The sequence below is a fragment of the Symplocastrum torsivum genome, from assembly GCF_059505465.1.
In genome coordinates this window covers 340,250-367,046 of sequence record NZ_JCACKQ010000045.1, presented here as the reverse complement: position 1 = coordinate 367,046, position 26,797 = coordinate 340,250, and the positions used below count along the sequence as shown (strand labels likewise).

26 protein-coding genes are annotated in these 26,797 nt (G+C 44.6%); 21 read left to right on the top strand and 5 right to left on the bottom strand.

Annotated features, from left to right (window positions below):
* Positions 1–85 precede the first annotated feature (85 nt).
* The 12 genes from AC5JL3_RS15440 (at position 86) to AC5JL3_RS15385 (ending at position 13,772) form a co-directional block, all read left to right on the top strand.
* A complete protein-coding gene (locus AC5JL3_RS15440) occupies positions 86–880 on the top strand; it encodes a GDSL-type esterase/lipase family protein (protein ID WP_496075309.1) in 795 nt (264 codons plus the stop codon).
* Positions 881–1,074: 194 nt separating this feature from the next.
* Positions 1,075–2,544: a glycolate oxidase subunit GlcD gene (gene glcD, locus AC5JL3_RS15435; RefSeq protein ID WP_496075308.1), complete on the top strand. Its 1,470-nt coding sequence runs from the start codon at positions 1,075–1,077 to the stop codon at positions 2,542–2,544.
* Between the two features lie 203 nt (positions 2,545–2,747).
* Complete coding sequence (locus AC5JL3_RS15430) at positions 2,748–3,902, top strand: saccharopine dehydrogenase family protein (protein WP_496075307.1); 1,155 nt, start codon at positions 2,748–2,750, stop codon at positions 3,900–3,902.
* 716 nt (positions 3,903–4,618) lie between these two features.
* Positions 4,619–5,173: a protoglobin domain-containing protein gene (locus tag AC5JL3_RS15425; protein WP_496075306.1), complete on the top strand. Its 555-nt coding sequence runs from the start codon at positions 4,619–4,621 to the stop codon at positions 5,171–5,173.
* An 836-nt stretch (positions 5,174–6,009) separates the two neighbouring features.
* On the top strand, positions 6,010–6,564 hold the full coding sequence (locus AC5JL3_RS15420; protein ID WP_496075305.1) for a protoglobin domain-containing protein: 555 nt from the start codon (positions 6,010–6,012) through the stop codon (positions 6,562–6,564).
* An 89-nt stretch (positions 6,565–6,653) separates the two neighbouring features.
* Positions 6,654–7,139, top strand: a complete 486-nt coding sequence (locus tag AC5JL3_RS15415) for a hypothetical protein (RefSeq protein WP_496075304.1) — start codon at positions 6,654–6,656, stop codon at positions 7,137–7,139.
* A gap of 134 nt (positions 7,140–7,273) precedes the next feature.
* Positions 7,274–7,645, top strand: a complete 372-nt coding sequence (locus AC5JL3_RS15410) for a roadblock/LC7 domain-containing protein (protein WP_192221019.1) — start codon at positions 7,274–7,276, stop codon at positions 7,643–7,645.
* A 363-nt stretch (positions 7,646–8,008) separates the two neighbouring features.
* Positions 8,009–8,380, top strand: coding sequence for a roadblock/LC7 domain-containing protein (locus tag AC5JL3_RS15405; protein ID WP_496075303.1), 372 nt, complete (start codon positions 8,009–8,011; stop codon positions 8,378–8,380).
* Between the two features lie 403 nt (positions 8,381–8,783).
* Positions 8,784–9,437, top strand: coding sequence for a GTP-binding protein (locus tag AC5JL3_RS15400; RefSeq protein WP_496075302.1), 654 nt, complete (start codon positions 8,784–8,786; stop codon positions 9,435–9,437).
* 883 nt (positions 9,438–10,320) lie between these two features.
* The gene (locus AC5JL3_RS15395; protein ID WP_496075301.1) at positions 10,321–10,692 is read left to right on the top strand and encodes a roadblock/LC7 domain-containing protein; all 372 of its coding nucleotides are present in this window, start codon (positions 10,321–10,323) and stop codon (positions 10,690–10,692) included.
* Between the two features lie 152 nt (positions 10,693–10,844).
* Positions 10,845–11,405: a GTP-binding protein gene (locus tag AC5JL3_RS15390; protein WP_496075300.1), complete on the top strand. Its 561-nt coding sequence runs from the start codon at positions 10,845–10,847 to the stop codon at positions 11,403–11,405.
* A gap of 279 nt (positions 11,406–11,684) precedes the next feature.
* Complete coding sequence (locus tag AC5JL3_RS15385; protein WP_496075299.1) at positions 11,685–13,772, top strand: tetratricopeptide repeat protein; 2,088 nt, start codon at positions 11,685–11,687, stop codon at positions 13,770–13,772.
* A gap of 307 nt (positions 13,773–14,079) precedes the next feature.
* Here the strand turns inward: AC5JL3_RS15385 and AC5JL3_RS15380 are convergent, their stop codons facing one another.
* Positions 14,080–15,300: a family 10 glycosylhydrolase gene (locus AC5JL3_RS15380; protein ID WP_496075298.1), complete on the bottom strand. Its 1,221-nt coding sequence runs from the start codon at positions 15,298–15,300 to the stop codon at positions 14,080–14,082.
* An 8-nt stretch (positions 15,301–15,308) separates the two neighbouring features.
* Here AC5JL3_RS15380 and AC5JL3_RS15375 point away from each other — a divergent pair, with 8 nt between their 5' ends.
* On the top strand, positions 15,309–15,449 hold the full coding sequence (locus AC5JL3_RS15375; protein ID WP_496075297.1) for a hypothetical protein: 141 nt from the start codon (positions 15,309–15,311) through the stop codon (positions 15,447–15,449).
* 102 nt (positions 15,450–15,551) lie between these two features.
* Here AC5JL3_RS15375 and ilvB read toward each other — a convergent pair whose 3' ends face one another.
* Entirely contained in the window at positions 15,552–17,408 is a 1,857-nt protein-coding gene (gene ilvB, locus AC5JL3_RS15370; protein ID WP_496075296.1) for a biosynthetic-type acetolactate synthase large subunit, read from the bottom strand.
* A 424-nt stretch (positions 17,409–17,832) separates the two neighbouring features.
* Here ilvB and AC5JL3_RS15365 point away from each other — a divergent pair, with 424 nt between their 5' ends.
* From AC5JL3_RS15365 to AC5JL3_RS15350, 4 genes are all read left to right on the top strand, one after another.
* Positions 17,833–18,555: a pyridoxine 5'-phosphate synthase gene (locus AC5JL3_RS15365; RefSeq protein ID WP_496075295.1), complete on the top strand. Its 723-nt coding sequence runs from the start codon at positions 17,833–17,835 to the stop codon at positions 18,553–18,555.
* A 118-nt stretch (positions 18,556–18,673) separates the two neighbouring features.
* The gene (locus AC5JL3_RS15360) at positions 18,674–19,003 is read left to right on the top strand and encodes an MgPME-cyclase complex family protein (RefSeq protein ID WP_496075353.1); all 330 of its coding nucleotides are present in this window, start codon (positions 18,674–18,676) and stop codon (positions 19,001–19,003) included.
* A 325-nt stretch (positions 19,004–19,328) separates the two neighbouring features.
* Complete coding sequence (locus AC5JL3_RS15355; protein WP_496075294.1) at positions 19,329–19,898, top strand: hypothetical protein; 570 nt, start codon at positions 19,329–19,331, stop codon at positions 19,896–19,898.
* Positions 19,899–20,077: 179 nt separating this feature from the next.
* Positions 20,078–20,296, top strand: coding sequence for a hypothetical protein (locus AC5JL3_RS15350; protein ID WP_496075293.1), 219 nt, complete (start codon positions 20,078–20,080; stop codon positions 20,294–20,296).
* A 209-nt stretch (positions 20,297–20,505) separates the two neighbouring features.
* Here AC5JL3_RS15350 and AC5JL3_RS15345 read toward each other — a convergent pair whose 3' ends face one another.
* From AC5JL3_RS15345 to folD, 3 genes are all read right to left on the bottom strand, one after another.
* Positions 20,506–20,967, bottom strand: coding sequence for a divergent PAP2 family protein (locus AC5JL3_RS15345; RefSeq protein ID WP_496075292.1), 462 nt, complete (start codon positions 20,965–20,967; stop codon positions 20,506–20,508).
* Positions 20,968–21,119: 152 nt separating this feature from the next.
* Complete coding sequence (gene crtE, locus AC5JL3_RS15340) at positions 21,120–22,049, bottom strand: geranylgeranyl diphosphate synthase CrtE (RefSeq protein ID WP_496075291.1); 930 nt, start codon at positions 22,047–22,049, stop codon at positions 21,120–21,122.
* An 81-nt stretch (positions 22,050–22,130) separates the two neighbouring features.
* The gene (gene folD, locus AC5JL3_RS15335) at positions 22,131–23,012 is read right to left on the bottom strand and encodes a bifunctional methylenetetrahydrofolate dehydrogenase/methenyltetrahydrofolate cyclohydrolase FolD (protein ID WP_496075290.1); all 882 of its coding nucleotides are present in this window, start codon (positions 23,010–23,012) and stop codon (positions 22,131–22,133) included.
* A 268-nt stretch (positions 23,013–23,280) separates the two neighbouring features.
* Between folD and AC5JL3_RS15330 the strand changes: the two genes are divergently transcribed.
* The 4 genes from AC5JL3_RS15330 to ubiG all read left to right on the top strand — a co-directional run bounded on the left by AC5JL3_RS15330 (position 23,281) and on the right by ubiG (position 26,790).
* A complete protein-coding gene (locus AC5JL3_RS15330; RefSeq protein ID WP_496075289.1) occupies positions 23,281–23,742 on the top strand; it encodes a DNA-binding protein in 462 nt (153 codons plus the stop codon).
* On the top strand, positions 23,723–24,187 hold the full coding sequence (locus tag AC5JL3_RS15325) for an NUDIX hydrolase (protein ID WP_496075288.1): 465 nt from the start codon (positions 23,723–23,725) through the stop codon (positions 24,185–24,187). Before AC5JL3_RS15330 ends, AC5JL3_RS15325 begins: the two co-directional genes overlap by 20 nt.
* A 247-nt stretch (positions 24,188–24,434) precedes the next feature.
* Positions 24,435–25,547 (top strand): tetratricopeptide repeat protein, encoded by a 1,113-nt coding sequence (locus tag AC5JL3_RS15320; protein ID WP_496075287.1) that lies wholly within the window; start codon positions 24,435–24,437, stop codon positions 25,545–25,547.
* A 484-nt stretch (positions 25,548–26,031) separates the two neighbouring features.
* A complete protein-coding gene (ubiG, locus tag AC5JL3_RS15315; protein WP_496075286.1) occupies positions 26,032–26,790 on the top strand; it encodes a bifunctional 2-polyprenyl-6-hydroxyphenol methylase/3-demethylubiquinol 3-O-methyltransferase UbiG in 759 nt (252 codons plus the stop codon).
* The last annotated feature ends 7 nt before the right edge of the window (positions 26,791–26,797 follow it).

Here is a 26,797-nt window from a genome sequence, read left to right as displayed (position 1 = left end):
CCTAACTTCATTAGTAGCATGTGTGAATGTCACTTAATAGGACTTGTTGTGTTCGCTGCCTCAGGACTAATCGCTGACGATTAAAATGGTTAAGCTATATGGCAACTTAGATATGCATAACTTAGTAACAATAAATGAGGCAATTAAATTTACTTTATTACTTTCGTGCTTAATTAATATATTATTTTTAGGAATGGGAAGTCTTTTTGTTGCGAGAAGAGGCGGACTTTCCTATATATTGCACAAACTTTCTTTCCTAACGAGTGAGAGGGCTAGACTAACTGCTATGTATGACAATCCTTTTTATCAAGACAAGACAAGCCACTTTCGGGCTTTGCCTAAATCAGAATCAGGAATAATATTTTTAGGAGATAGTCTCACAGATTTATGTGAGTGGGCAGAGTTGCTGAAAAATGATCTAATTAAAAATAGAGGGATTTGTGGAGATACAACAGAGGGAGTTTTAAACCGGATCGACAACATTATTGAACATCAACCAAAAAAGCTTTTTATTCTTATTGGAATTAATGATTTAAATCAAGGTATACAAGTATTAGACATTGTAGAAAACTACCATCTTATTTTAAGAAAGGTGAAGGAGAGCCTACCCAATACACAAGTATTTATTCAAAGTGTTTTGCCAGTCAATTATCAAAAATTCCAAAGAAATGATGTTAATGATAAGGTTGTCGAATTGAATGTCAGACTGAGAGAGCTAACCAAAGAATTCTCATATCAATATATTGATTTATTTTCTGCATTTCTAGATATAAATAAGGAACTCAATTCTCAATACACAATAGATGGTGTACATTTGAATGGACAAGGTTATTTGCTTTGGAAAAAAATTATTGAGAAAGATGTAAGCGGTGAAATTTGAGGCTCATCGTTGATTAAATTTTTCTCTGACAACAATGGTAGGAATAGAGCTTTCCCTAAAAGTTGACGGAGTACTTAACCTCCTTCATGAGGTAGTAGATGGTAGGGTTACTTCCTAAGACCTAATCGCTTTTTGGCGAATGACTTCGTGATCGTGCAATCATAGGATTGCAACTACCTTTACTTGTGCCACCTATGCTTGCCCACGATACGAAACGGAATTGGCAACCAGTCATCAAGCAATTTGAAGCTGTGGTTGGAAAAAATGGTGTGGTTCGCCGCCGTGAAGAATTGCTGACTTATGAATGTGATGGTCTAGCCAGTTATCGTCAGCGTCCTGCGTTGGTGGTGCTACCCCGAACAACGGAACAAGTGGCAGCAGTAGTGAAGATATGCGACCAGAACCAAATTCCTTGGGTCGCTAGAGGTGCTGGGACAGGATTATCAGGTGGGGCGCTGCCAGTAGAAGATTGCGTGTTGATTGTTACCGCTTTGATGAAGCGAATTCTCGATATTGACTTAGAAAACCAGCGAATCGTTGTGCAACCCGGTATCATCAACAACTGGGTCACACAAGCTGTCAGTGGTGCTGGTTTTTACTATGCGCCAGACCCTTCTAGCCAAATTATTTGCTCAATTGGTGGCAACGTTGCTGAGAATTCTGGTGGTGTTCATTGCCTGAAATACGGTGTTACTACTAACCATGTTATGGGATTAAAACTGGTACTTCCTGACGGCTCAATTGTTGATGTTGGGGGGTCAGTACCAGAACAACCAGGCTACGACCTGACGGGGGTATTTGTCGGTTCCGAAGGGACTTTAGGAATTGCTACAGAAATTACTCTAAGAATTCTCAAGACTCCTGAATCAATTTGTGTTCTTCTGGCAGACTTCAACACTATTGAAGAAGCGGGTGCTGCTGTTGCCGATATCATCAGTGCCGGGATTATTCCAGCAGGGATGGAGATGATGGATAATCTCAGCATCAATGCTGTGGAAGATGTGGTTGCTACAGGTTGTTATCCCAGAGATGCGGGTTCCATCCTGTTAGTTGAACTCGATGGGTTAGAAGTGGAAGTGGCAACCGCTAAATACCGTGTTGCTGAACTCTGCAAAAAGAATGGGGCACGTAATATCACAACGGCTAGTGACCCAGAAACACGACTGAAATTATGGAAAGGTCGCAAAGCTGCCTTTGCCGCAGCAGGACATATGAGTCCTGATTATTTCGTGCAAGATGGTGTCATTCCTCGCACTCAGCTAGTCGGTGTTCTCAAAGAAATTGAGGAGTTAAGCGAGAAATATGGCTATGCGATCGCTAATGTGTTTCATGCTGGTGATGGCAACCTGCACCCACTGATTCTTTACGATAATTCCGTGCCTGGTGCCTTAGAAGAGGTGGAGGAATTAGGGGGAGAAATTCTCAAACTCTGCGTGAAAGTAGGCGGTAGCATCTCCGGGGAACATGGTATTGGTTCGGATAAAAAATGCTTCATGCCAGATATGTTTACAGAGGCAGATTTAGAGACGATGCAATGGGTGCGCCAAGTCTTTAATCCCAAAGGTTTAGCCAATCCGGGGAAGATTTTCCCCACCCCTCGCACTTGTGGCGAAGCGGCAAATGCTCAGAAGCTAGAGCAATTTAAGGACGTAGAACGCTTTTAAGGGCTACTGGCTTAACTTACTGCTATCAAATTAGCGAAAGGCTGGTGCGATCTCGCCTCCTGTCTCCTGCCTTCTTGCACTAGTCATAAGGGTTCATGACTCAGGGTTGATAGTTCATGGTCATTGGAAACTGAAATCATACTTAAGTAGAGTGAAAGTGTCATCCTGGCTACCGATGATTAGAGTGCCTCAAAGATGATGAAATGAGAAAGGATGTTACTGATGCAGGTGCAATGGCAGACCAGCAGGTTTTAATTCTTGGAGGACGAGGGCGAATCGGTAGCAGTGTGGCGCAAGACCTAGTTGCCCATACAGAAGCGAAGATTACGGTTACTGGACGTCCAACTTCGCCTGAAGTGACGGCGAGGCAGAAGGGACAGCCACAAGTGCAGTTTCTCGCTTTGGATTTGGCAGATCAGGAGGGGTTAACAAAGGCGATCGCATCTCACGACTTGGTGATTCACTGTGCAGGCCCTTTTGTCTACCGAGATGCTAGTGTTCTCAAAACTTGCATTGAGCAAGGCGTTAGCTACCTGGATGTCAGTGATAACCGTGCCTTTACCCGTAAAGCCATAGCTTGCCGTGAGGCAGCAGCCCAAAAAGGCGTGACAGCAATTGTCAATTCTGGAATTTTTCCCGGTGTCTCCAACAGCATGGTGCGCCACGATGTCGAACAGCTAGATGAAGCAGAACGAATTCATTTGAGCTATCTAGTGGCAGGTTCCGGCGGTGCTGGTATTACTGTGATGCGGACGACGTTCTTGGGTTTACAAGAGCCATTTGAGGCTTGGATTGATGGTCAGTGGCAGGAGGTAAAGCCGTATAGCCAGCGCGAAAAAATTGAATTCCCCGCTCCTTATGGCAAGGCGGGTGTTTACTGGTTTGATATGCCAGAAGCCTTTACCTTGGTTGACTCGTTCCCTGTGAAAACGGTTATTACCAAGTTCGGGTCTGTTCCGGATTTTTATAATCACCTTACCTGGATTGCGGCTCATGTCTTTCCACCATCTTGGCTAAAAAATCCAGGTGGTATTGAATTTTTATCTCATGTTAGCCACCGGATGACAGATGTAAGCGATCGCATCAGCGGTATTGGTGTTGCCATTCGCTCAGAAGTTAAGGGTTACAAAGAGGGTAAGCCTGCCTGTGTTTGCTCAACCTTGGTGCATGAAAATACAGCCGTAGCTGCTGGCGCAGGAACGGGTAGTCTTGCAGAACTCATGCTCAACGGAAAGCTTAGTAAACCAGGTGTCTGGCCAGTCGAGCAAGTCCTTTCTACAGCATTATTTGAAGCAACAATGCAAAGCAGAGGGCTAAATATTGACTATGAAACTACAGCAGAAGCCGTTGTTTTATAAGCCGCTATATGGCTAATTTTCTCTAAAAAGAGAAAGCGAATATCACAGCTTTTGATTAAAAAGAAGAGAGTGTTCAGCTTCACAAATTCTTCACACTTACCTAATATACTTTCGCTACATAAAAAAGTCTAGTTTTGCTCTTCTATTACTTGGAGAGCAATTTTTTTATCTACCCTAACAGAAAAAATATTGCTCTCTACAAAAAGCGCAGTCGATTAGTCATGTATTCCGTTGTTCCCTCTTTAAGACTTCTTTTAACAAACATATATAATACAAAAATACAAGCTTACTACCTTTTCCTAAACGACCTAATTCATTTATATAAACAACGAATTGGTTGTTTGTGGTTACAAAACTATAACTAAAAGAACAAACTGTTATCAATGCTGAACAAGCTATGAAATTACAGGAATAACTAAATAGAGAAACTATCCTGATTCGAGTAGTAAAACCGAGAAAGGCTTAGAGGGTAAAGCCTCTGTGAGCTAAAATCACTTCTCTAGCCTGGTAAACAAGTTTTTTAGGTTAATAACAACATAAATAACACAGATGTTTTAAAAGTGCTGAGCTGAAATAAATTTTTTAGCCAAAGTTTATAAAGAATACAGACTGATTTAAGTATATAAACTCACTTTATCTACAGACATAGCTATTAAAGCTTGCTAGAAATAAAAAGGAAAGATTCAACCTGTATTCTTCATAAAAAGGAAATAATTATGGCTTTAGATGCTACAGCCTTTATGACCAAGATTGAACAGCGTGTTGGTTTTACAGAGGCTGATAAAACAATGCTGAAATCCCAAGCCAAATGGAGTCAAGAAATTGCCTCAGAAATGGCTGATCATTTTTATACCTACTTGGGACGTGATGCAGAAATGGCTACTATTTTAAAAGCGAAAGAAGGACGGATGCATCATCTCCATCAAACCTTTATCCAATGGTTCCAGGAAATGTTTACGGGAATGGATGACTGGAGGACTGCTTATGCAGAACGCCGTTGGCGCATTGGTCTAGTGCATGTGCAGATTGGCATCGGACCTCAACATGTTGTCCCAGCAATGGCGGCAGTGGTTCAGGAAGTTGGCAAACGAGTAATAGCTGATGGAAAACCTGAAGAATTAAGGGAGGCGCTGAGTCGAATTTGTATGATTGATTTAGCATTTATTGAGCAAGCCTACGTTGAAGTATCTGCGGCAGCCGTACTCAAAGAAACGGGTTGGACAGAAGGGTTATTCAAGCGTCTGGTTACTAGGGGCGTGGGTACTTTGTAGAGTACATACAAGTTTAGGACTGAAATCCTGAAGATAGGATGCGACACAACTTCTATCTCAGGGCGAATAAGTGAACCGAACTGCTGCTATGTTCTTTCTGCCTCTTCAGTCATCACCATTAGTGTGATGAATTATTAAGAACCTATCCGAAAAGCGCGTTTTCAAGATTTGAAACTCTAGATATAGATGCGATAACGGCTTCCAATTCCCTAGAGAGGGTACACCGATGTTCACCCAGTGTGCATAGGCTTTTCGGATAGGTTCTTATCTGCCGTGTATTTTAGCTCCCTTAATCAACAAGAGTGTTTACTAATCTTGTTAGTGAGAAGGATAATGTCAGAAACACTTCTCATCTGTTGAAGCAAACCTATAAAGCTTGAACTATTTTACTTTTTATTAAGCTACTGAATCTAGTTCCAAAAACAATCTAAGTGTTGTTTTAGTTATAAATCCAATAAAAGTAAGTTGCCCTCAAAACTTATTATAGTCTCGAAAAAGTAAAGTCAAATAATCTTGATGTAAATAGCAAATTAGCCAAGAAAACTATCCGGATTTAGCCAACAACATCTGAATGAGTTAGTAACAAGGCTTATAGTGAGCATCTGTAACTGCTACGCCTAATAAAACGGATAGAAGGTGAAAAAACAGGCTTTTATTGAATGGAATTTGTAGCTATTTTTTAAGTACAAAATTCACGTAAAGCAAAAGATAAAATTCATCAAAGCTACACGCAAATTAGGTAATTAAGCTTACAAATAAGTACAGACAACTCTCTGTAAACTTGCTAAAACTGAAGAAGAAAAGCAAAGTCAAACTAAAAGTAACCGGAGCAAGACATGACATTAGAACCCCATACATTTATGACCACGATGGAAAAGCGTGTTTCCTTTACAGAAGCCGATAAAGCGCTTCTGATGTCTCACCAAAGTTGGGGTCAAGAAATTGCTTCAGAAATGGCTGATCATTTCTATGCCTACTTAGGTCGTGATGCAGAAATGGATGCCATTATGAGTGCGAAAGAAGGACGTATACATCGTTTACGTGAAACCTTTATTCAATGGTTTCACGAAATGTTTACCGGGATGGATAACTGGGGCAATGGTTATGCCGATCGCCGTTGGCGTATTGGTCTAGTGCATGTGCAAATTGGCATTGGTCCTCAACATGTTGTCCCAGCAATGGCAACAGTAGTTAATGAAGTTGGCAAACGCACAAAAAAAGATGGGAAACCTGAAGAATTGCGGGATGCCCTCGGTCGGATTTGCATGATCGATTTAGCGTTTATTGAGCAAGCCTACGTTGAAGTTTCTTCTGCAGCTGTACTCAAAGAAACAGGCTGGACTGAAGGTTTGTTCCGGCGCTTGATCGCAACAGGTGCAGGCTCAATGTAAATCGGACGCTTCTTCTACTGAACCAATAAAACTCTTGGAAGCTTAGCTGTTCATTCAGAACCTAAACACAACTCAAAAAGGTTAATCCTATGTCAGTTACGTTGAATCCTTTACGTCAAGAACTTGGAGATTTTAGCAGCATTGTCTGCTTCAAAGCTGTCGTTGTTGGTGTAGAAGAAGCTCTCGGTGAAAAAGCAGCGGCAATTGCCTTGATTTCTGCTGGTCGTCAACGGGGCAAAAAGTTAGCTGAAGAACTCGGTTTGGTTAACAGTGCAGAAACAATCTCTCTGGAAGATGTCACGGGTAAGGTTAGTGATGTCTTAGGCACTGGAGGCACCCGCTTATGTATTATTGACAAGATCGAACAGGACGGAGATGTCTATAAAGTCTATACCCGTGAAACGGTTTGCTCTGCGGGGGAATCAGTGGGTTCCAATCGCAAGTGTACCTTTACCTTAGGCGCAATCCAGGGCTTTTTGGAAGCGTTTTTAGGGAAGCGCTTGCGGGGTACACACACCAAGTCTGTCTTGCGTGGTGATACTCATGATGTATTAGAGTACATCACCCTCACCTAACAAAAACTGAGAACAAGCTTCCCAAGAAGCTAGGCACAACTGACATCGTTTGTGTGTCAATCTCACGCTGCCAGTTCCACCAAGTATTAATCGCGTGAATCGTACTATCTAAAAATTAGAGCAGGAATACAACAATGGCAATCAATTCGGACAAACTGGGATACGTTCTGAGAAACTTTGTCTCAACCACCTCGGATGTTCAGGGTGCAGCGATGGTAACACCCGATGGTTTACCTCTGGCATCAAGCTTACCTGGTGGGATGGATGATGAGCGGGTTTCAGCGATGTCAGCCGCCATGCTTTCTTTAGGCGATCGCATTGGCAGAGAACTTGCCCGTGGTGAGATTGACCGCATCTATGTTGAAGGACAGGAAGGCTTCAGCATTTTGACCAGTTGTGGTGAAGATGCCGTGTTTCTCGTGCTAGCGGGAAAGGCAGCCAAGCAAGGAGTGTTGATGTTGGAAATTAAGCGGACTCTGGGTGAGTTGAAAGCCCTTTTGAGGTAGAACGTGTCTTTGCTAAGAAAGCAAATCCAACACTTCATCGCTTAGCCATCCCTTAAAACAGGATAAGTAGGTGGGTGAACATAAACCGATAGAGTTACTGAAGCTTTAGGAATTATCTGAACAGCAATAAGCAGATTGAAAATCACCAATTTAGATGTCAACCGCTTGCTGTTCGTATCAACTAGTTTTTACAGACTCATCCTTGGTTTTATACCTATCTACTTCCACCAATACGTTGACGAGACACAAGAGAGATAGTCTCTCACAATAATTTTCACAACTGGCACAGGTTTGAGTACAATTAAACGCTGCCAGTTTCTCTCAAGAGATAAATAAACAATCAGTAATACAAGTAGGAATTCAATGGCAATCAACTCGGAAAAACTCGGACATATCCTCGGAAACTTTGTCTCAACCACTTCGGATGTTCAGGGTGCAGCGATGGTAACACCGGATGGCTTACCTCTAGCATCAAGCTTACCTGGTGGTATGGATGATGAGCGGGTTTCAGCGATGTCAGCCGCCATGCTTTCTTTAGGCGATCGCATTGGCAGAGAACTTGCCCGTGGTGAGATTGACCGCATCTATGTTGAAGGACAGGAAGGCTTCAGCATTTTGACCAGTTGTGGTGAAGATGCCGTGTTTCTTGTGCTAGCGGGAAAGGCAGCCAAGCAAGGGGTGTTGATGTTGGAAATTAAGCGGACGCTGGGTGATTTGAAATCGGCTTTGATGTAATTTGTGCCGAAAGATTATCTATAGAATTAATCCTCAGAGCAAGGCTAATTCAAAAAGCATACTCCTTATGACAGTTGTTGCTAAACACAACACAGAAAATCATAGATGTATTGAGCCTTGCCTAACTCCTTTAAAGGGTTAGGTTGAATGTAAATAAAAGCTGCGTTAGTTTACCAGGGAGCCGTTAATCGGTCATCATTGAGTCATAAGAGTGAAATCATGGGTCGAATTTAACCTAGCACTACCAGGGCTTACGCAAAGTCTGATGAGTCAAGCGCGATTCATTAAGTAATCATCAGTCTGCGAATAAGACGTTTGAGGCTCTGTGTCACTTCAATTCTGGTGCATGATCTTTCATCCAATACTCGATCAAGTTCGGTAAGTTTTTGCGGAGCAAAATCAAATGAAAACGATGCGTTTAGTAGTTGCTGGGACTCCAGGATCTGGTAAGTCTACTTTTGTACGGACGATTAGTGAAATTGAAACGATAGACACTGATCGTGCTGCTACGGATGATGTATCTCTCATGAAGCAAAAAACCACGGTTGCCTTCGATTTTGGGAGATTGGCATTTGGTTCGGTGATGGATCTGCAAATCTACGGTACTCCTGGTCAATCTCGCTTTAATTTCATGTGGGATTTTTTAATTCAAAGGGCACACACCTATATTTTGCTAGTAGCAGCGCATCGACCTGCTGATTTTCACTATGCTCGTCAGATTCTCTCGTTCATGGACCAGCGAGTACAAATTCCGATGCTTGTTGGTCTAACTCATACAGATTGTCCAGGAACTTGGGCAACAGAGGAGATCATGATGAGACTGGGTTTCCTGAATGACCGAAATCGGCCCCCGGTTTTGAAAATTAATCCAAATGATCGAGCTTCGGTTATTGAAGCACTGATGACTTCAATGGCTCTGATGGTTGCAAACTGTGGTATTGACCAACCTGTCAACAGTTCTGCTAAGAGTAAAGACGCGAGTCAACTGCTTCAGAAGTCTAGCAGTCACAGAAGTAGCTTTAGTCTACCCCGACCGCAGTTCTCACGCGATCGCTAAACAAGGCAACTGCAAGGGAAGCAGAGGGCAGAGCGCAGAAGGCTTTTATGTTCCGTTCTGAGGGGATTCTGACCCAACCTGAACGGGAGCCAGTGAGCCTTGCTCTTTTTCGATCGCCAGAAAGCAGGAGGGTCGGGCATCAAAATAAACATAAAAGCCCTCTGCCTCCTGCCTTTCTTGTTAAGTCAGTAACATTCAGCTTAAGACTTCCCAAACGCTCCTGATGAAGGTGCCATATTCGCTTGTTTAGTTAGGGTTTACCTAAGCCCTCGTCAGTGAACAGGAGCCAATGGTATAGCAAAAGGCTCTTATGGAGAGGGCAGAAGGCAGAACTAAGACTACATAATTTATAAGTTAAAACGCTTGACCTACAAGGTTCTCAATTACTTGAGAGCTTATAAAAAGTAGTTGGTTTAGTTGGATTTAAAAATTTATAATGTATGCCATTTAATTGAGAAATGCCATATCATTGGCTGAATATGTTTTCCATACTTTTTAATAATATATTTCTTAATATTGCACTACTTAATTTATCAAAAACAAGCCATTATATCCTTTGCAAACGCTACATATTAGTTTCATTAAATCTCTAACAAAAACGCACTAATTACAAAAAATATTTTGCTAAAACTGAATTAAGCACCAAGAATTTGATTTATGAATATCTTCTAGGTAAGTGCTATTAAGAAAATGCATTTAATCTGTCTTGTCTAGCAATATTCATAATGTCTGTGACTACGAAATATCGATTAACTAAAAGGCAATGAAAGCCTGCTGAAGATTTTTAGGAGCTGGCGCAAGTTCTAATTCAAGCAGATTCTAACCAACTAGTTTCTCGCAAGAGACAAATACACAATTAGTAATACAAGTAAGTAGGAATTCAATGGCAATCAACTCGGAAAAACTCGGATATATCCTCGGAAACTTTGTCTCAACCACCTCGGATGTTCAGGGTGCAGCGATGGTAACACCGGATGGTTTACCTCTAGCTTCAAGCTTACCTGGTGGCATGGATGATGAGCGGGTTTCAGCGATGTCAGCCGCCATGCTTTCTTTAGGCGATCGCATCGGCAGAGAACTCGCACGCGGTGATATTGACCGCATCTATGTAGAAGGCGTGGAAGGCTTCAGCATTTTGACCAGTTGCGGTGAAGATGCGGTGTTTCTTGTGCTGGCGGGAAAGGCAGCCAAGCAAGGGGTGTTGATGTTGGAAATTAAGCGGACATTGGGCGAATTGAAATCGGCTTTGATGTAAGCCGGAATTAACCTTCATGCTCCAATTTGAGGCATGAATAAACACCGCAACGTTGGTGGAATAGATAACTTCACTTAAAAGTACGGGTGCCTCTCTAGCAAAATTCTCTTCTGCACTCTAAATACTATTAAATTTTCACGGAGTAAATCGCAATGAAGACAATGCGTTCAGTAATTGCAGGCGCTGTGGGGGCGGGAAAGTCTACTTTTGTTCGGACAATCAGTGAAAGAAACGTTATTGAGACAGACTGTAATGCCACTGATATAACAACTTTACTTAAAAAAGAAACAACTGTGGCATTAGACTTTGGCAGAGTCAGGCTGAACTCAGGCATGGATTTGCATATCTACGGGACTCCAGGTCAATCTCGCTTTGATTTTATGTGGGATATTTTGATTAAACATTCTCACAGTTACGTTCTCTTAGTAGCAGCCCATCGACCTGAGAATTTCTCTTACACCCGCGAGATTATTTCGTTTATCAACCAACGAGTACAAATTCCCATGATTGTGGGGTTAACTCATAGAGATTGCCCAGGTGCCCTCGCTCCAGAAGAAATTATCTCAGCTCTGGGCTACAACATGAATGATAAAAATCGACCTCCAGTTTTGAATGTTAATCCAACTGATCGAAGCTCTGTTCTGGAAGCTTTGGTTCTTTTAATGGGTCTTGTAACTTCACAGAGCGATGTGAAATTATCCCAAACTCCTTAAAAAAGAGGTCTTTATCTAAGGTGCATTTCGCATTTGAAGAAGGCAAAAGGCAGGAGGCAGAGGGCTTTTATGTAGTCTTCAGATGGAAACCCTAGTGCAAGAAGGCAGAAGATGGGAGGCAGAAGGCAGAAGGAATATTGCTTGCACAGTAAGCTTTTTAACCTTTTTGACTGGATAGTTATTGCCGCCGTCCTGCACTAGACCCTTGCTCTTGAGCAGTCGCTCCTATGGCTCATACTATCGACATTGGGATAAATCCTATCTGCCCTCTGCCTTTTCTTGTTCATCCATACACTCGCTGGAATTAGCAACAATCTACCGGAGCAATTAATGGCTGGGGATAGACCAAGGTACGAACTGCACTTTCATGGATTAGTGCAAGCGGCTGTCGTTGGTGACGACAACGCAGTTAGGAAAACGTTTCAGGATAGCTTGGTTCGACCTCTTGCTCTGCCTGTGCATCAGCTTCCCCCGGCGCTTGCCGATTTTACAGGTCGTCAAGAAGCAATAGAGAGCCTGACAACTCAGTTGCGACAAACTGGAGAGACGGCAAAAGGATTTGCTATTGTGACTGGCATGGCAGGTGTCGGCAAATCAACCCTTGCCATTCAGGTTGCTCATCAATTAAAGCAAGATTTCCCGGCTGCTCAACTCTATGTCAACCTGCGGGGTACTGAGAGCAAACCTCTAGAACCATTCGAGGTAGTGACGAGTTTTCTACGAGGCTTGGGTGTAGATGACCAAGCGATGCCTGAAGACCTCAAGGATAGATCTGCTCTTTACCGTTCACATCTATCTAGCAAACGAGTTTTCATACTGCTGGACAACGCCCGTGACGAAGCTCAGATACGTCCTTTGCTGCCGGATAGCCCTAGCTGTGCTGTTTTGGTCACGACACGCGGACACCTTACCAACCTAGAGGGAGCTACTGTCCTTGACCTAGCGGTGATGACAGACACAGAGGCTCTAGAACTATTGGGGAAACTCGTAGGAGAGCGTACTCAGACTGAACTGGAAGCAACTAAAACAATCATCAACCTTTGTAATCGTCTGCCCCTAGCACTGCGTATTACTGGAGGCACGCTGAAGACTAAACCACTATGGCGACTGAATGATTACGCAAGTCTACTCGCTTCTGAGCGGCAACGACTTGTACAACGACATCTGAGCGATTTGGATGTACGAGCGACGCTTGCCTTAAGTTATCAATCGTTGGATGCACCGTCTGCCCGTCTTTTTCGCTTACTGGGATTACTCACTGGACTCAACTTTGCCTCAGCCCTAACAACTGCCCTACTCAAGTCTGAGCCAGCAATTGCGGAGGAATCTCTAGGGTGTTTGGTAGATAAGCAACTGCTAGAGCCAGCCAACGCCGGACGCTACCGTCTGCACGAGTTGGTACGCTTGTTTGCACGGGGGCAGTTAGCTCAGGAGGAACTCGCTGAGGCACGACAAGCGGCTCGTTTAAGAGTGAGTCGGTGGTATCTTGAAACCTCCCAAGTGATTGGTCTGGCGCTGAACTCAGAAACTCGTCGCCAGATAGCCAGAGTCTTGCTAGGAGGCAAGAATCAATCCTTAGAAGCTACAGAACAGAGTTTGCTTGTAGTCGCCTTGAACTGGTTTGAGCTTGAACGGACAAACCTGCTTGCCTCTATAGATTGGGCGTATCAAGCGAAGGCGTGGGAAATCGTGGTACCACTGGCAAGAAACTTAGTTAACTTTTTTAATACCTATGCCTACTGGCTTGACTGGGAACAAACTCATCTCGTAGCGTTGGAGGCAATCCGCAGTTTAGGTAATTCATTTGACGATAATCACTTGGATTCTCGCTTACAGGAAGCTCAAACCCTGATTAATTTGGGTAATGTTCACTCTCTTCAGAGTAACTGGGGTAAAGCGAGTGAGTGCTATAAGCAGAGCTTGAATATTTTTCAGGAGCTAGAAGACCGCCCTGGAGTAGCAAGGACATTAGGTAATCTGGGTAATGTGTATTCTCGGCAGGATTATTGGGGTAAAGCGAGTGAGTGCTACCAGCAAAGCCTAGAAATTTTTCGGGAGCTAAAAGACCGTTATGGAGAAGCTCAGACGCTAGCGAATATGGGAATTCTCTCGATGCAGCAAAGCGATCGCAACAACGCGATCCTTCTCTGGCAGGAAGCTTTAGCCAAATTACCTTTAGACTTGCCAAAGGCGAAACGAGTGGCAGAGTGGCTACACTCAGTTAAGGGTCTGGAAGCGCCCCAACCCAGTAGTACAGAAAGATTGCAGAATCCAGACAATCCCCCTGCTCAGCCTTTTATCTTTGTTGTTTTGGGAGGTTTGAGCCTAGTAATTGCGATCGCATTATTCTTTGTGTTTTTGATGTAGTGATCGAACAGAGGAAGCAGGGGGAGTAAAGCAGACGGATTTCACATCTCTCTGACTCTTGAAGATAAAAATGTACCTGTAACGGTTGCAGAAATCCAACCGACTGAAGAAAACACTATTGGGATTGATTTAGGTGTGGAGAATTATGTAGCACTCTCAACAGGTGAAATGATTGAGCATCCTAGATTTTTTGGAATAGTGTGGATGGACATCGCCTCACTTAAAAGCGCTCTTGGACTAAACTCTAAGAGAAGCCAGTGCTTTACCCGTTTAGGGTGAGCGTCTGGAGTATGTCACGAAATCGATATTATTTCATTGCTAAGCGGGAAGCCGGTAAGTTGAAGAGAGATTGAAAGTTAGATTGCCGCTCCGTAATGGGTTCTGGTGAATTCTCCCAAAGGCTTTCATAGTAGAAGAACGATACACCCAATCCGCGATCGCGTGCTGTCAGAACCTTGCTCTGAATCAGTGGCATCGGAACAGGCTTATTCCTTAAGCCTGTTAGCACACCGACTCCGGTTGGAATCTTTTGTTGCACCTCTTGAATTTCAGGGCGGGTAATCTGGTTGAGAAAACTTTGCAAATCAGGACGATAAACTTGCACAATTAGCTCATCTACAATATCCTGCCGCACCCAAGCCAGCCAGTCTTGTAGGTAAGTGTTGTAAGCAGTGACATAGGGATTGGGGGAAACAGAGAATATTGCATTGGGCTTTCTCTGTTTTACAGCTTGGTTGAGTTGGCTCATGAACGCCGTAATTTTATCAGCCCGCCAGCGCACCCATTCTGGATCTTGAGGATTGGCAGGTGCATCTTTCTTGGTTTCCTGTGTATACAAAGCCAGCGTGTAGCGATCATAGCCAAATACATTGGGTAAGCTGGTGTGATCGTCAAACTGAATGCCATCAACATCATATTTGGTAACGGCTTCTAGCACGAGATCGGTGATGAACTTCTGCACCTCTGGCAGGAAGGGATTGAGCCACACCACCTCACCCGCCGCACTAATCCAAGTTTGGTTACCATCCCGCTGTTGCGTCAGCCACTCCGGATGATTTAATGCTAGTTCCGATGTCGGAGGTGCCATGAAGCCGAACTCAAACCAGGGAATTACGAGTAGCCTTTGGCGATGGGCTTGAGTAATCAGATCAGCGAGGATATCTTGCCCTTGTAAGCCTTTGCGGACAAACGGTTGAATCTCTGCCCGTTGGGCTACAGCACTCGGATACAGCACGTAGCCAGAATTCCATACGACTGGATAGATCGTATTGAGGTTCAACCGTGCAAGTTGACTCACAGCCTCTTGCATTTTGGAGCGATCTCTGAGGATGTCATGGTCATTTTCAGTCATCCAAACCCCGCGAATTTCTTGAAGAGGTTGCCGTGTTGTTGCTTCTGGCACTGTGCTTTGTGCGATCGCAGAGGTAGGGGTGCTAGCGAACAATACTGTTATAAATAATCCCAGCAAGAGTAAGGAAAGATACTTAAGGAATCGCCACCAACCTCTGGGCATAAAACGCAATTTCATAGGCTTGAATGATCAAGGAGTTATCCTACCACGCGATTGCCGTTGGCATAGCCCAAGAGGCGATCGCTTATCTGGATGATGAAATGAATTATTCATCCAGGTATTTATATTTACTAAAGATTGAGTTAATTGCAGGACTTATTCCATGAGTAATATTGATGGTTGTCATAGAGAAACTTGAGCATAAAAAAGCCCCTACCATTGGCAGGGGCTTTTTTAACGTGAGAACAGCTCACTTAAGCTTGGTCAAGTCACAGTTTTGTGCCGCAGTCAGGACAGAACTTGTTACTCGCAATATTTTTTGCTCCACAGCTACTGCAATAGACTAGCTCTGTGACTTCAATTTTGTTACGTTCTGGAAGTCCTATCATCTGAGCATTGCTCTTGCCGGGAGCCACCATTGGGTAACAGTTCTCGTTTCTGTTGACTCGGATATCTGCTAGTACTGGGCCATCATGAGCGAGGATTTCGGCAATCGCATCCTTGAGTTCATCCCGGTTCTCAATCAACATCCCCTTAATGCCATACGCCTCTGCTAGTTTCACAAAGTCTGGCATCCCAACTTCCATATTTGAGGAAGAATAACGCTCTCCGTGGAATGCCTCCTGCCACTGGCGCACCATTCCCTGCCAAGCGTTGTTGATAATTACCGTCTTCACGTTGATACCGAACTGTGCAAGCGTACCCAATTCCTGGATATTCATCTGGATACTGGAATCACCAGCAATACAGATCACTTGTTCATCTGGTAGCGCTACCTTGACTCCCATAGCGGCTGGTAAACCAAAGCCCATCGTTCCCAAACCAGCACTGGAAATCCAACGGCGTGGACCATTCTTGAGGAACTGTGCTGACCACATCTGATGCTGACCCACATCGGTTGTGTAGTAAGCATCCGGTGCCTGACAAGCCAACTCGACAATCACCTCTTGGGGCGACAAGCGATCGGGATATTGAGGCACTTGTAGAGGATAATCCTCACGCCAACGGTTGATTCGTTGCAACCACTCCCTCGTTTGGTTTGGTTCTGCGGGAATATCCACTTCCTCGTACCGACGCAACAGGTCAAGCAATACCTGCCGCACATCACCTACAATTGGCACTTCGGGTGCGCGGTTTTTGCCTACTTCAGCGGGGTCAATGTCGATGTGAATCACCTTCGCACGGGAGGCAAATTCATCTAATTTACCTGTTACTCGGTCATCAAAACGTGCGCCGACAGCAATCAGTAAGTCACACTCACTCACGGCAAAGTTGGCGTAAGCCGTACCATGCATTCCCAACATCCCGACAGCTAGGGGATGAGACTCCTCAAAAGAACCCTTTCCCATTAAGGTTGTCGTCACCGGAATTTGGAAAATCTCTGCCAGTTGACGCAATTCGCTGTACGCATTCGCTGCGATCGCACCACCGCCTACATAAAGTAGTGGCCGTCGTGCTTGACGAATTAAATTCAATGCTTGGTTAATTTGGCGAGGATTTCCCTTCACCGTTGGACGATAGCCTGTTAATCTAACCGTATCTGGTTCGACTGGCTCGTAGTCAAATTCTTCTAAACCGACATCCTTGGGAACATCAACCAAAACTGGCCCCGGACGTCCTGAGCTAGCGATGTGGAAGGCTTCCGCTACAATTCGCGCCATATCCCTTGGGTCACGCACGACATAAGAGTGCTTCACAATAGGCAGCGTGATGCCATAGATATCCGTTTCCTGAAAGCCGTCACTACCAATCACAGTACGAGGCACCTGACCCGTCACAATCACCATAGGAATCGAGTCCATGTGAGCGGTAGCAATACCCGTAACCAGATTAGTCGCTCCGGGACCCGATGTCCCAAAACAAACACCGACCTTACCTGTCGCACGAGCATAAGCATCAGCCGCATGGGCACCTCCCTGCTCATGCCTCACTAGAATATGTTGGATTTCACCAGCGGCTTCCCACTGGTAAAGTTCGTCGTAAATTGGCAGAATTGCCCCACCGGGATAGCCAAAAATATGCTCTACACCATGGCGTATGAGACTGTCGATTAAGGCAAATGCTCCTGTCCGGCGACTGATGGTTTTTGGTTGAACTTCTCGTTTGGTGATGCTTTGGGAACGCACGATTCAGGTAACCTCGCAAATAACTAAGGGTTTATTTTAAGTTTTGTATCTAAGAATGCATCATTGAATTTTCGGTTAATGCTACAGTCTACTGAATTGTGGGCTAGTGTTTCAGTGTAGTAGTGATACTAATCACGAGAAAATATACTTAGAAACTGAAAGCTTTATTCTTGTCTAATTTATCAGATTTAGCTGAATCAGCAGAAGCCTCACGTCTCAACCCTCTCTTGGTGAGCGTGGGATGAAATGCGTGGTTTCTAGTAGGAACGGAGATGTCCAAGCGGACAGAACCCGTGAACTAGGTGGGTTGCGATCGCTCTTTTTTAGTCTGAAGTTAGCAAGTCACAACAAACCTCGGCAACGGTCGTCTTTCAGGTAAGATAGAGGGCTGTAGACTCCAGAAGAGTTTAGGGGAAGAACGTAAGTGCTGACACTTGGTGTCAATATTGACCACATCGCCACAATTCGGCAAGCAAGGCGTACAGTGGAACCCGATCCAGTTGCGGCGGCTGTGTTGGCAGAACTAGCTGGTGCCGATGGTATTACCGTACATCTGCGGGAAGATCGGCGCCACATCCAAGACCGGGATGTTCGCCTATTGCGACAGACGGTGCGAACTCACTTGAATTTGGAGATGGCACCGACTGATGAAATGGTAGCGATCGCGCTTGATATTAAACCCGACTACGTTACCCTTGTTCCTGAAAAACGGGAGGAGGTAACAACGGAAGGAGGACTAGATGTTGCGAGTCAAAGCCACCGACTAAGTGAGATGGTTACTAAATTGCAAGAAGCCGATATTCCCGTTAGCTTGTTTATTGATGCTGACCTAGCACAAATTGATGCAGCCGCTCAAATGAAAGCCAAATTCATTGAACTGCATACAGGTTCCTATGCTGAGGCAACAGATGAGGGAAGTCGCAAGAAGGAACTAGCAATACTCGCAAAAGGATGTGAACACGCGATCGCATCAGACATACGAGTCAATGCGGGTCACGGTCTTACTTACTGGAACGTCTATCCTGTAGCTTGCCTCGAAGGCATGGAAGAACTCAACATTGGTCATAGCATTATTTCTAGATCCGTACTTGTTGGTCTAGAACGGGCTGTCCGAGAAATGAAACAAGCGATGTGGGGAAAGTTATAGCAGAAAGCTTTCAGCTATCAGCCATCAGCTTTTTTGCTTTCCTGACTCCAACGCTGTTTCACAACTTTTAGATGTACCTGAATGACAACCAACAACCAACAACCAACAACTTTTGCCAATGCAAACCTACTACTACGTTTTAGCAAGTCAACACTTCCTGATGGAAGAAGAACCCATTGATGAAGTGCTTAAAGAACGCACAAGGCACTACCACGAACAGGAAAAAGAAATTGACTTTTGGCTAGTCAAACAACCTGCTTTCCTGGAGGCACCCCAGATGACACAAGCCAAGCAAGAATGCCCCCAACCCGCAGCCGCGATAATTTCTACCAATCCTCAGTTCATCACCTGGTTAAAGCTGCGCTTAGAATTTGTCAAAACTGGCGAATTTCAAGCCCCATCTGATACGATACCTGACCCCCTTGGTTCTTTGGCAGCCGTATCTTGAGAGGACATAACGAGTTAAGCGTCGTGAAAGAGATAGCTGTCGTCATAAAGGTTAGGACAGATTTAACGGTTCAAACGACCACGTACTAGTAATAAACCTTCTGCCTTCTGCCTTTTGCCTTTTGCTATATAGCCTTATTCTTATTCAGTTAGGTCTTGCTAAGTAGGTGGACATAATTAAGCACAACAAAAAACCTAACCCTCCAGCCCCCTTCCCTAGCAGCGTAGGAGAACTTCGGTTCCCCTCTCCTTGCAGGAGAGGGGTTAGGGGAGAGGTCAGCATCTTACGCTTAATTGTGTCTACCTACTTAGCACTTAGCAGTTTAATGAGTGGTGCACACTTGGCAATGGCGCAACAACCCGTTTCTTCTTGCCAGCCGCCCCAGTCAGATGAGTATCTTTTATTAGTACTTAGCCAGACATCAGAGAGGCATCAAGTCATTCAACAAACCTTGCCGCCGAACACTCAGTCTACCTTTTGTCAATATTTAGACGATACGGTGACACGCATTGGAGGGTTCCGGCAGCTTGAGGATGCAAACACTTGGGCACGCTATGTTAATGAGGTCGTCGGATTATCCGCGTATGTAGTTCGACCGACTGCCGCAATGCCAACGACGAGTTCCCGTGCTTACAATCCTCAGCCTCTAGGTGAGGGATATGCTGTGTTGGTTGATTACTTCAATCAGCCGGAAGTTGCCTCGCAGGTACGGCAGCTAATTGGCAGTGATGTAGGCTTGGTTTCCTATGGTCAACGCCCTTACTTATTAGCTGTGTATACCAAGAGTCAGAGAGAGGCAAACTCGACCTTACGGGAACTAAGCGATCGCGGTTTCTGGAGTATGGTTGTTGATAGTCGCCGAGTCACCTTACTTAGCCCAGTTGTCAATTTTTAAAACTGGCAAAAATACCGGAAGACTCAACTCCAGTAGTTGCATTGTGTAGACAGTTTAGCGGATAAATGCTAAGTCTTTCAAACTTTTTGAAATATTCACATTAGATGTGCCTTTACTCACAGCCAGCTTAATATTTTTTTTATAAACTGGGGATAGCTGAACAATCTAGGAAAACCAAGATGCTCACTGCTTCCAACAATATTATGCAAGAAGAATGGGTCAAACGCTGGCTCGATAGGCTTACTCCCAAGCAAAAAACATTGGTCATAGAGATTTTAGAAGACTCTAGCAAGCATCGGACACCAACACCTGCGGCGATTTCCCTAGCTGATGCCGTAGTGACTGATGGTGACTCACGCAAGACTTTCTTCAACTCGAATCCAGTCTGCCCAGGATAAGCTGCAACTTGAATGCCCATTAGCTTAGTACGTTCAGCAAGTTGAGTCGTGGCATTTAAGCTCTCAGAGGCTTGAAATTGCAAAATGAGTTTATCGTTCTAGCTCACAGGACAAAGGGAAAGGTTAAGGGCGATTACCTTTCACCCTTCCCCTTTCTCCCTTAACCGTTCGCCCTACCCCTCCACTCGTTAATCCCAATTGGGAAGTTTTCAAAACTGATAAGCCGGAGAGGCTAAACAGGAAATGGTAATGCCCAGTGCCAAGCCGACAATGACTTGAAAGGGTGTATGTCCTAGTAATTCCTTCAAACGGTCTTCGTTAAATTGTTTGCCTTCGGTGAACAGTTCATCAATGATTTGGTTAAGGATGCGAGCTTGTTTACCCGCTGCCTGACGAACACCAGCGGCATCATACATAACAATTACGGCAAAAAGTACCGCGATCGCAAATTCAGGACTAGCCCATCCTAAAGTTTGCCCCACCCCAGTCGCTAATGCAGCAACTAGTGCCGAGTGGGCGCTGGGCATTCCACCCGTGGTTACAAGGACACGGAGATTAAATTTGCGGTTTTTGGTGAGTTCGACAAGAAGCTTGGAGAGTTGAGCAACCAGACAAGCAATGATTGCAACCAGCAGCACCTGATTATCTAGGATGTCGCCAAAGTCCTGCATAGGATTTTACTTGAAATTGAAACGATAAGTGTTAATTAAAGCAGGTGAGAATTAGGGATTGGGGATTAGCGATTAGGGAGACAACGGACAAGGGGCATAGTATAGTAAAGAATCCTCCTTGTCCCAATTCCCAATTCCCAATTCCCAATCTCCTAATGAGTTCGTGTTGTAATAAAATCAGCGATCGCATTAAGGGGTTGTGCCTTCTCTTTAAAGGGTTCCAACTCGGCTTTTGCTGCCTCTACCAACTCATTGGCTTTGGCTTTTGAGGCTTCTAGTCCCCAGAGGCTTGGATAGGTTGCCTTTTGCGCCACAAGGTCTTTACCTGCGGTTTTCCCCAGTTCTTCCTGGGTGGCAGTAATATCCAGGATGTCATCAACAATTTGAAACGCTAACCCAATATTTTGGGCATAGCGAGAGAGTCGTTCAACCTCTGACTCTGTTGCTCCCCCTAAAATTCCCCCACAAACTACACAGGCTTCTAACAACGCGCCAGTTTTGTGAGTATGAATATAAGTAAGGGTTTCTTCCTGAATATCTGGCTTTCCTTCCGATTCCAGGTCAACCACTTGACCTCCCACTAATCCTGAAGCGCTCACCGCCCTACCTAGCCGAGCAATTACCTGTAATACTCGCCCTGCTGTGACATCCTGGGTTTGAGTAGCAATATACTCAAAGGCATAAGCTAACAAGCCATCTCCTGCCAGAATCGCAATGTCTTCACCATAAACCTTGTGATTGGTGAGTTTCCCCCGACGATAATCGTCATTATCCATTGCCGGGAGGTCATCATGAATTAATGACATGGTATGGATCATTTCCAACGCACAGGCAGTAGGCATCGCCATTTCAACGGTGCCACCCACTAACTCACACGTCGCAAGGCAAAGAATCGGGCGCAACCGCTTACCCCCAGCGAGTAGGGAATAGCGCATTGCCTCGTAAATCTTTTCAGGGTAGGTGAGCGGGAGCGAAAGGTCGAGAGCTGCCTCGACTTGGATACACCGCTCTTTTAGGTAAGTTGATAAGTCAAAAGCAGGGGATTCCCCTTTGGGGGCAGGTCGCCCATCCGTCGCTACCATGCCTTAGTTCCTTGATGTTTTGTCACTGTCCTAACAATTCTACGGGGCTTGGGGTCTTTATGCGTGCGATTAACTCTCGCACTAGTGTACAAAGTGCGATCGCGTATAGCTAAGCACAGTATTTTGTAACAGCATGGCAACGGTCATCGCTCCGACACCACCAGGCACAGGGGTAATAAATTGGGCGACTTCCCGAACTGCGTCAAAGTCAACATCCCCAACCAGGCGTGATTTCCCATCTTCATCGGTAACGCGATTGATCCCAACATCAATCACTACCGCTTTCGGCTTAACCATATCAACCGTAATTAATTGAGGGCGTCCGACAGCAGCAATTAGGATGTCAGCATTCCGGGTAATCTCAGGGAGATTTTGCGATCGCGAGTGGGCGATTGTCACCGTCGCATCGGCTTCCAAAAGCATCAGCGCCAATGGCTTTCCGACCAAGATGCTGCGTCCGACAACAACTACCTGTTTGCCTTTTAAGTCAATTTGGTACTCTCGCAACAGGCGCATTACACCAGCAGGCGTACAGCTGCGTAATCCAGTTTCCCCTCGGACTAAGCGCCCTAGATTAACGGGATGCAGTCCATCAGCATCTTTATCTGGATGAATTTGGTGCAGTAGGGAAACAGAATCTAAATGGTCAGGTAACGGGAGTTGAACAAGAATCCCATCCACGCGCTCATCTTGATTGAGAGCTTGAATCGTTTGCTCTAGTTCTACCTGGGACGTATTAGCCGGAAAATGGCGACCAAAAGAGGCGATCCCAACCTTGGCGCAGGCACGTTCTTTCCCTCGCACATAGGCGAGGCTGCCAGGGTTATCACCCACCATCAGCACGGCTAATCCAGGAGGGCGACCAGTTGCCGAGAGCAGGGGTTTTATCTGTTCTTGCAGTTGTGTCTGAATTCGTTGAGCAAGGGCTTTACCATCGAGTAAGTAGGAGTGTGATGAGTCCATTGCAGTTGAAGGAGCGTTTTCTGAGGTACTTGGTGTTGTTCACGTTCAGCAGCTAGACATTAAACCATAACAGTTTCTCAGATTTCGCTCATTGGTCAAAAATGATTAACAAACGAGTCATTCGTCAGAAACTGGCAGCGTTGGGTATTCAAATTCTCAAAGCTCACGCTATAACCGTGTAAGCTGTTTAGCGTTGGGAGTAGTCACAGCGATGCAACATAGAGAGGCAAAAAATAACCCCTCCCACTCTTTCTTGTCAACGGGGGGAATGTCAAAATCAATAGTGTTTTATCTTCTGCCGTTGTGCTTTGTTTTCTTTGGCGGAGGGCTAATTAGCTGTGGGAACTCAGCTCCCCTGAGTATGGGTGGGATTAGTCTCGGCGGTTTTAGAGGGAACATCACAAAGATTGGAGAAATCCCGAAAGATCAGAATGCTGTTGCTACAGTTTACCTCCAAGGTCAAGTCAGCAATCGCGCCCCATTTGTGGAAAACGGTGCTTATAAACTTGAGGATGATACTGGCACCATCTGGGTACTCACTAGTCAAGCTCCTCCCAACATTGGTGATCAAGTTTTGATCCAAGGTCAGGTGCAATTTCAAAGCATTCCTGTCGGTGGACAAGATTTAGGCGAAGTCTTTGTCCAAGAGCAGCAACAACTAGAACGAAGAGCCGGACAACTGAAGCCATCACCACTCCCAGAGGAGCGTAATGAACAGCAAACCCCTTGAAGTAGCGATCGCAATCATTCACACCCCAGACCGCTTTTTGATGCAGCTACGAGATAATATTCCTGGCATCATCTATCCCGGTTGTTGGGGCTTTTTTGGTGGTCATATCGACCCCGGTGAGACACCCGAAGAAGCCGTCAAGCGAGAATTATTAGAAGAAATTAGCTATAGCCCTCCTTGGATTTCAAAGTTTCATTGTTATCTGGATTCAGACGTGACTCGTCATGTTTTCCACGCTCCCCTAACAGTAGAGCTAAATCAACTGGTGCTAGGAGAAGGCTGGGATATGGGTTTGCTAACGCCTGATGAGATTAGGGCAGGAAGTTGTTATTCAGAAAAAGCCGGTCAGGTGCGACCTTTAGGGCATCCTCACCAACGTATTCTGCTGGACTTTCTTGAAAAGGTAGAAAAAACGGATGGCAAGTCGATGCTTGTTGAGGGTTGACGGTTATTGGTTAACAGTATCTAACCAAGGCAAGGCTTCATGCCGAGCAAGCTTAGTATTTTTGCGTAAATAGAGAAAAAAGGAGTGATAAGACTAAAGCTACCTCGCTTTAATTGACTTTTGCAAAAAGTCTAGTAGTCATCAGGTCAGATTTAGCACATTGCATCTGCATATCCCTTGAAGGCTTGAGAGGTATAACCATTTAGAGTACAGAATCTCTGAAGTCTGTAGAGGGAGAACTCGCACCATGCAAACTTATCTGAATCCTAAAGCTGAATTAGAGCGGCTGCATGAGCAGGGAGAAGAAGGTAGCACGGTACCGCCTTGTGGCTGTTGTTGTACTAGGCGGCATCAAGGCAAAGTCAGCCACGAAAGCCAGCTACAGTCTGCGTTGAAGGAACTGCATCGAACTCTGGCAAATGCTCAAGCGAACAACGACCGTGAGAGCCAAATCAATAGTCTCAGGGGTATAGGCTTAGTTCATTGCAATCTTGGAGAGTATGCTTGGGGTGTTAAGTGCCTTGAGCAAGCGTTGCAGATTGCCCAAGCGAACAAAAATCGCTCTAGCACGGCTGTCATTCTCAATTGTCTGGGGGCGGCTTATCGTCAGACTAGCCAAGAACGCAAAGCGCTGAAGGCTTATTTACAAGCCTTAGTGATTTTCAAAGAAACCCGTGATGAGCATAGTGTTGCGAGAACCTTTAATCAGCTTGGGTCAGTTTATAGCTGTTTAGGTCAATTAGAGCAAGCACTCTTTTGCTCTCGTCAAGCGCTGAGCAGGTTTCAAAGCTTAGGTAATTCACAAACCGACGAAAGCGCTACTCTTTACACGATTGGGGAAATTTATTTACAACTCAATCGCCCTCGTCAGGCACTGGCTTTCTTCGAGCAAGGCTTAGCAATTTGCCAAAAAGTCAGCAACTACAAGGGTGAGGCAATCACGCTTGAGAGTATGGGCACAGCCTATGTCAGGCTGAACCAAGAACGGCAAGCTTTGAAGTTGTATCAGCAAGCCTTGGCAATTCGCAAGGTAGTTGGCACGTCAGCGAACGCTAAAGCAAGATGCCTGGATTACATGGGCGCAGTTCACTATAAGCTAGGCTACTTACCTCAAGCATTGGGGTATCACTTCCAAGCTTTAGGAATTTTGCAAGCCCACCACTACACAACCAGCAGTACGATGCTTCTGGATGACATTGCTGAGAGTGAAAGATTTCTCCAGCATCTAGTAACCGCTTATGACCGTCTCAATCTACAGGCTCAAGGAGAGCGGTGTTATCAACAAGCCTTAGAGATTGTTAGAACCTTTGGCGACAACCCTAGTGAAGAAGCACTCCAGCATTTCTTTGAGCAGAGATAACAATCGGATAAACTGCTCCAACTTGCTGCGCTGATGTCGGAGTTCCCAACAACAGCTAACAACTCATTACTTTTAACGCTTCTTCTCGTCAACTTGCCATCTGGCTATTGACTCATCAGCCTTAGAAACAATCAAGGTTTCAATCATAGCTATTTTGTCTGATCTTCTAGCTAAAGGAAGGGGTTAACGTTAAGCAAATTGATACCCTAGGTACAAGACTTTCCAGGAATTGCCTTCACAAAAAAGGATGAAAAATTTTCTCCCCTACCACCTACCACCTACCACCTACTTTCAAAAGAGTGATTGGGTAATAGGAGGGCGCTGGAAAATCATTAGTGTTTTTAATTACAAACTGCCTTAACACTAGATCTATGCTTTCGGTAGAAGTTGGGTAAAGCTGTAAAAATTATTCTCTTTAATAAGAGCGGGAAAATCCTGCAAAGAAAAAAACAGCTAAATCCTACATTTACATGCAGGCTAAAAAATGAAAAGGAATGATTTAGAATACTATGAGTTAAATGCTGAGAGCTGGTGGAAGGAAGGTGAAGCTTTAAATCTATCTGACCACTTTAACAAAACAAGGTTTGAATTCTTTAAGAATTATATTCCGAATTGGAGAGGAATCAAGGCTTTAGACATTGGTTGCGGAGGTGGATTAGCCTGTGAGGTACTAGCTAAATTAGGGGCTAAAGTGTCGGGGATTGATTTATCTTTAAATTCAATTAAAGCTGCACAAGAACATGCTAGGAATAGTGGTTTAAGAATTGATTATCAGTGTGGAGCGGCTGAAGACCTTCCTTACTACAATAATACTTTTGACGTTGTTTTATGCTTTGATGTTTTAGAGCATGTTGCGGATTTGGAAAAAGTTCTTTCAGAAGCTTATAGAGTTTTAAATAAAAATGGGATTTTTTTATTTGATACAATCAATAGAACTTTTAAATCCAAGGTAATAATGATTTGGCTTCTAGAATACATTCTAAAGCAACTACCACAAGGTCTTCATGACTGGAATAAGTTTATTAAGCCCGATGAATTGATTGAACTAATGGAAAGCAGTGGCTTTTCAGATGTCGTCATCAAAGGGTTTGATGTTACGGATGGTACTAACTTTGAAACTCTTAAAAAGATTGTTGCGAGGGGTTTAAGCAATCAAAGACAGGGTGAGAAACCTGAACCCTTTAAAATCCAAATTAATGAAGACACTTCAGTTTGCTATATTGGCAAGACTGTTAAACGATAACGTAAAA

Bases quoted from the DNA above. Each gene is read 5' to 3' on its own strand.
- AC5JL3_RS15430 (WP_496075307.1), top strand. From the start codon at position 2,748: ATGAGAAAGGATGTTACTGATGCAGGTGCAATGGCAGACCAGCAGGTT.
- AC5JL3_RS15355 (WP_496075294.1), top strand. From the start codon at position 19,329: ATGAGTGGTGCACACTTGGCAATGGCGCAACAACCCGTTTCTTCTTGC.
- AC5JL3_RS15380 (WP_496075298.1), bottom strand. From the start codon at position 15,300: ATGAAATTGCGTTTTATGCCCAGAGGTTGGTGGCGATTCCTTAAGTAT.
- AC5JL3_RS15415 (WP_496075304.1), top strand. From the start codon at position 6,654: ATGTCAGTTACGTTGAATCCTTTACGTCAAGAACTTGGAGATTTTAGC.
- AC5JL3_RS15420 (WP_496075305.1), top strand. From the start codon at position 6,010: ATGACATTAGAACCCCATACATTTATGACCACGATGGAAAAGCGTGTT.
- AC5JL3_RS15400 (WP_496075302.1), top strand. From the start codon at position 8,784: ATGAAAACGATGCGTTTAGTAGTTGCTGGGACTCCAGGATCTGGTAAG.
- glcD (WP_496075308.1), top strand. From the start codon at position 1,075: ATGCTTGCCCACGATACGAAACGGAATTGGCAACCAGTCATCAAGCAA.
- AC5JL3_RS15410 (WP_192221019.1), top strand. From the start codon at position 7,274: ATGGCAATCAATTCGGACAAACTGGGATACGTTCTGAGAAACTTTGTC.
- AC5JL3_RS15325 (WP_496075288.1), top strand. From the start codon at position 23,723: ATGAACAGCAAACCCCTTGAAGTAGCGATCGCAATCATTCACACCCCA.
- AC5JL3_RS15375 (WP_496075297.1), top strand. From the start codon at position 15,309: ATGATCAAGGAGTTATCCTACCACGCGATTGCCGTTGGCATAGCCCAA.
- AC5JL3_RS15330 (WP_496075289.1), top strand. From the start codon at position 23,281: ATGTCAAAATCAATAGTGTTTTATCTTCTGCCGTTGTGCTTTGTTTTC.
- AC5JL3_RS15440 (WP_496075309.1), top strand. From the start codon at position 86: ATGGTTAAGCTATATGGCAACTTAGATATGCATAACTTAGTAACAATA.
- AC5JL3_RS15395 (WP_496075301.1), top strand. From the start codon at position 10,321: ATGGCAATCAACTCGGAAAAACTCGGATATATCCTCGGAAACTTTGTC.
- AC5JL3_RS15405 (WP_496075303.1), top strand. From the start codon at position 8,009: ATGGCAATCAACTCGGAAAAACTCGGACATATCCTCGGAAACTTTGTC.
- ubiG (WP_496075286.1), top strand. From the start codon at position 26,032: ATGAAAAGGAATGATTTAGAATACTATGAGTTAAATGCTGAGAGCTGG.
- folD (WP_496075290.1), bottom strand. From the start codon at position 23,012: ATGGACTCATCACACTCCTACTTACTCGATGGTAAAGCCCTTGCTCAA.
- AC5JL3_RS15360 (WP_496075353.1), top strand. From the start codon at position 18,674: ATGCAAACCTACTACTACGTTTTAGCAAGTCAACACTTCCTGATGGAA.
- AC5JL3_RS15350 (WP_496075293.1), top strand. From the start codon at position 20,078: ATGCTCACTGCTTCCAACAATATTATGCAAGAAGAATGGGTCAAACGC.
- AC5JL3_RS15390 (WP_496075300.1), top strand. From the start codon at position 10,845: ATGAAGACAATGCGTTCAGTAATTGCAGGCGCTGTGGGGGCGGGAAAG.
- AC5JL3_RS15345 (WP_496075292.1), bottom strand. From the start codon at position 20,967: ATGCAGGACTTTGGCGACATCCTAGATAATCAGGTGCTGCTGGTTGCA.
- crtE (WP_496075291.1), bottom strand. From the start codon at position 22,049: ATGGTAGCGACGGATGGGCGACCTGCCCCCAAAGGGGAATCCCCTGCT.
- AC5JL3_RS15425 (WP_496075306.1), top strand. From the start codon at position 4,619: ATGGCTTTAGATGCTACAGCCTTTATGACCAAGATTGAACAGCGTGTT.
- AC5JL3_RS15320 (WP_496075287.1), top strand. From the start codon at position 24,435: ATGCAAACTTATCTGAATCCTAAAGCTGAATTAGAGCGGCTGCATGAG.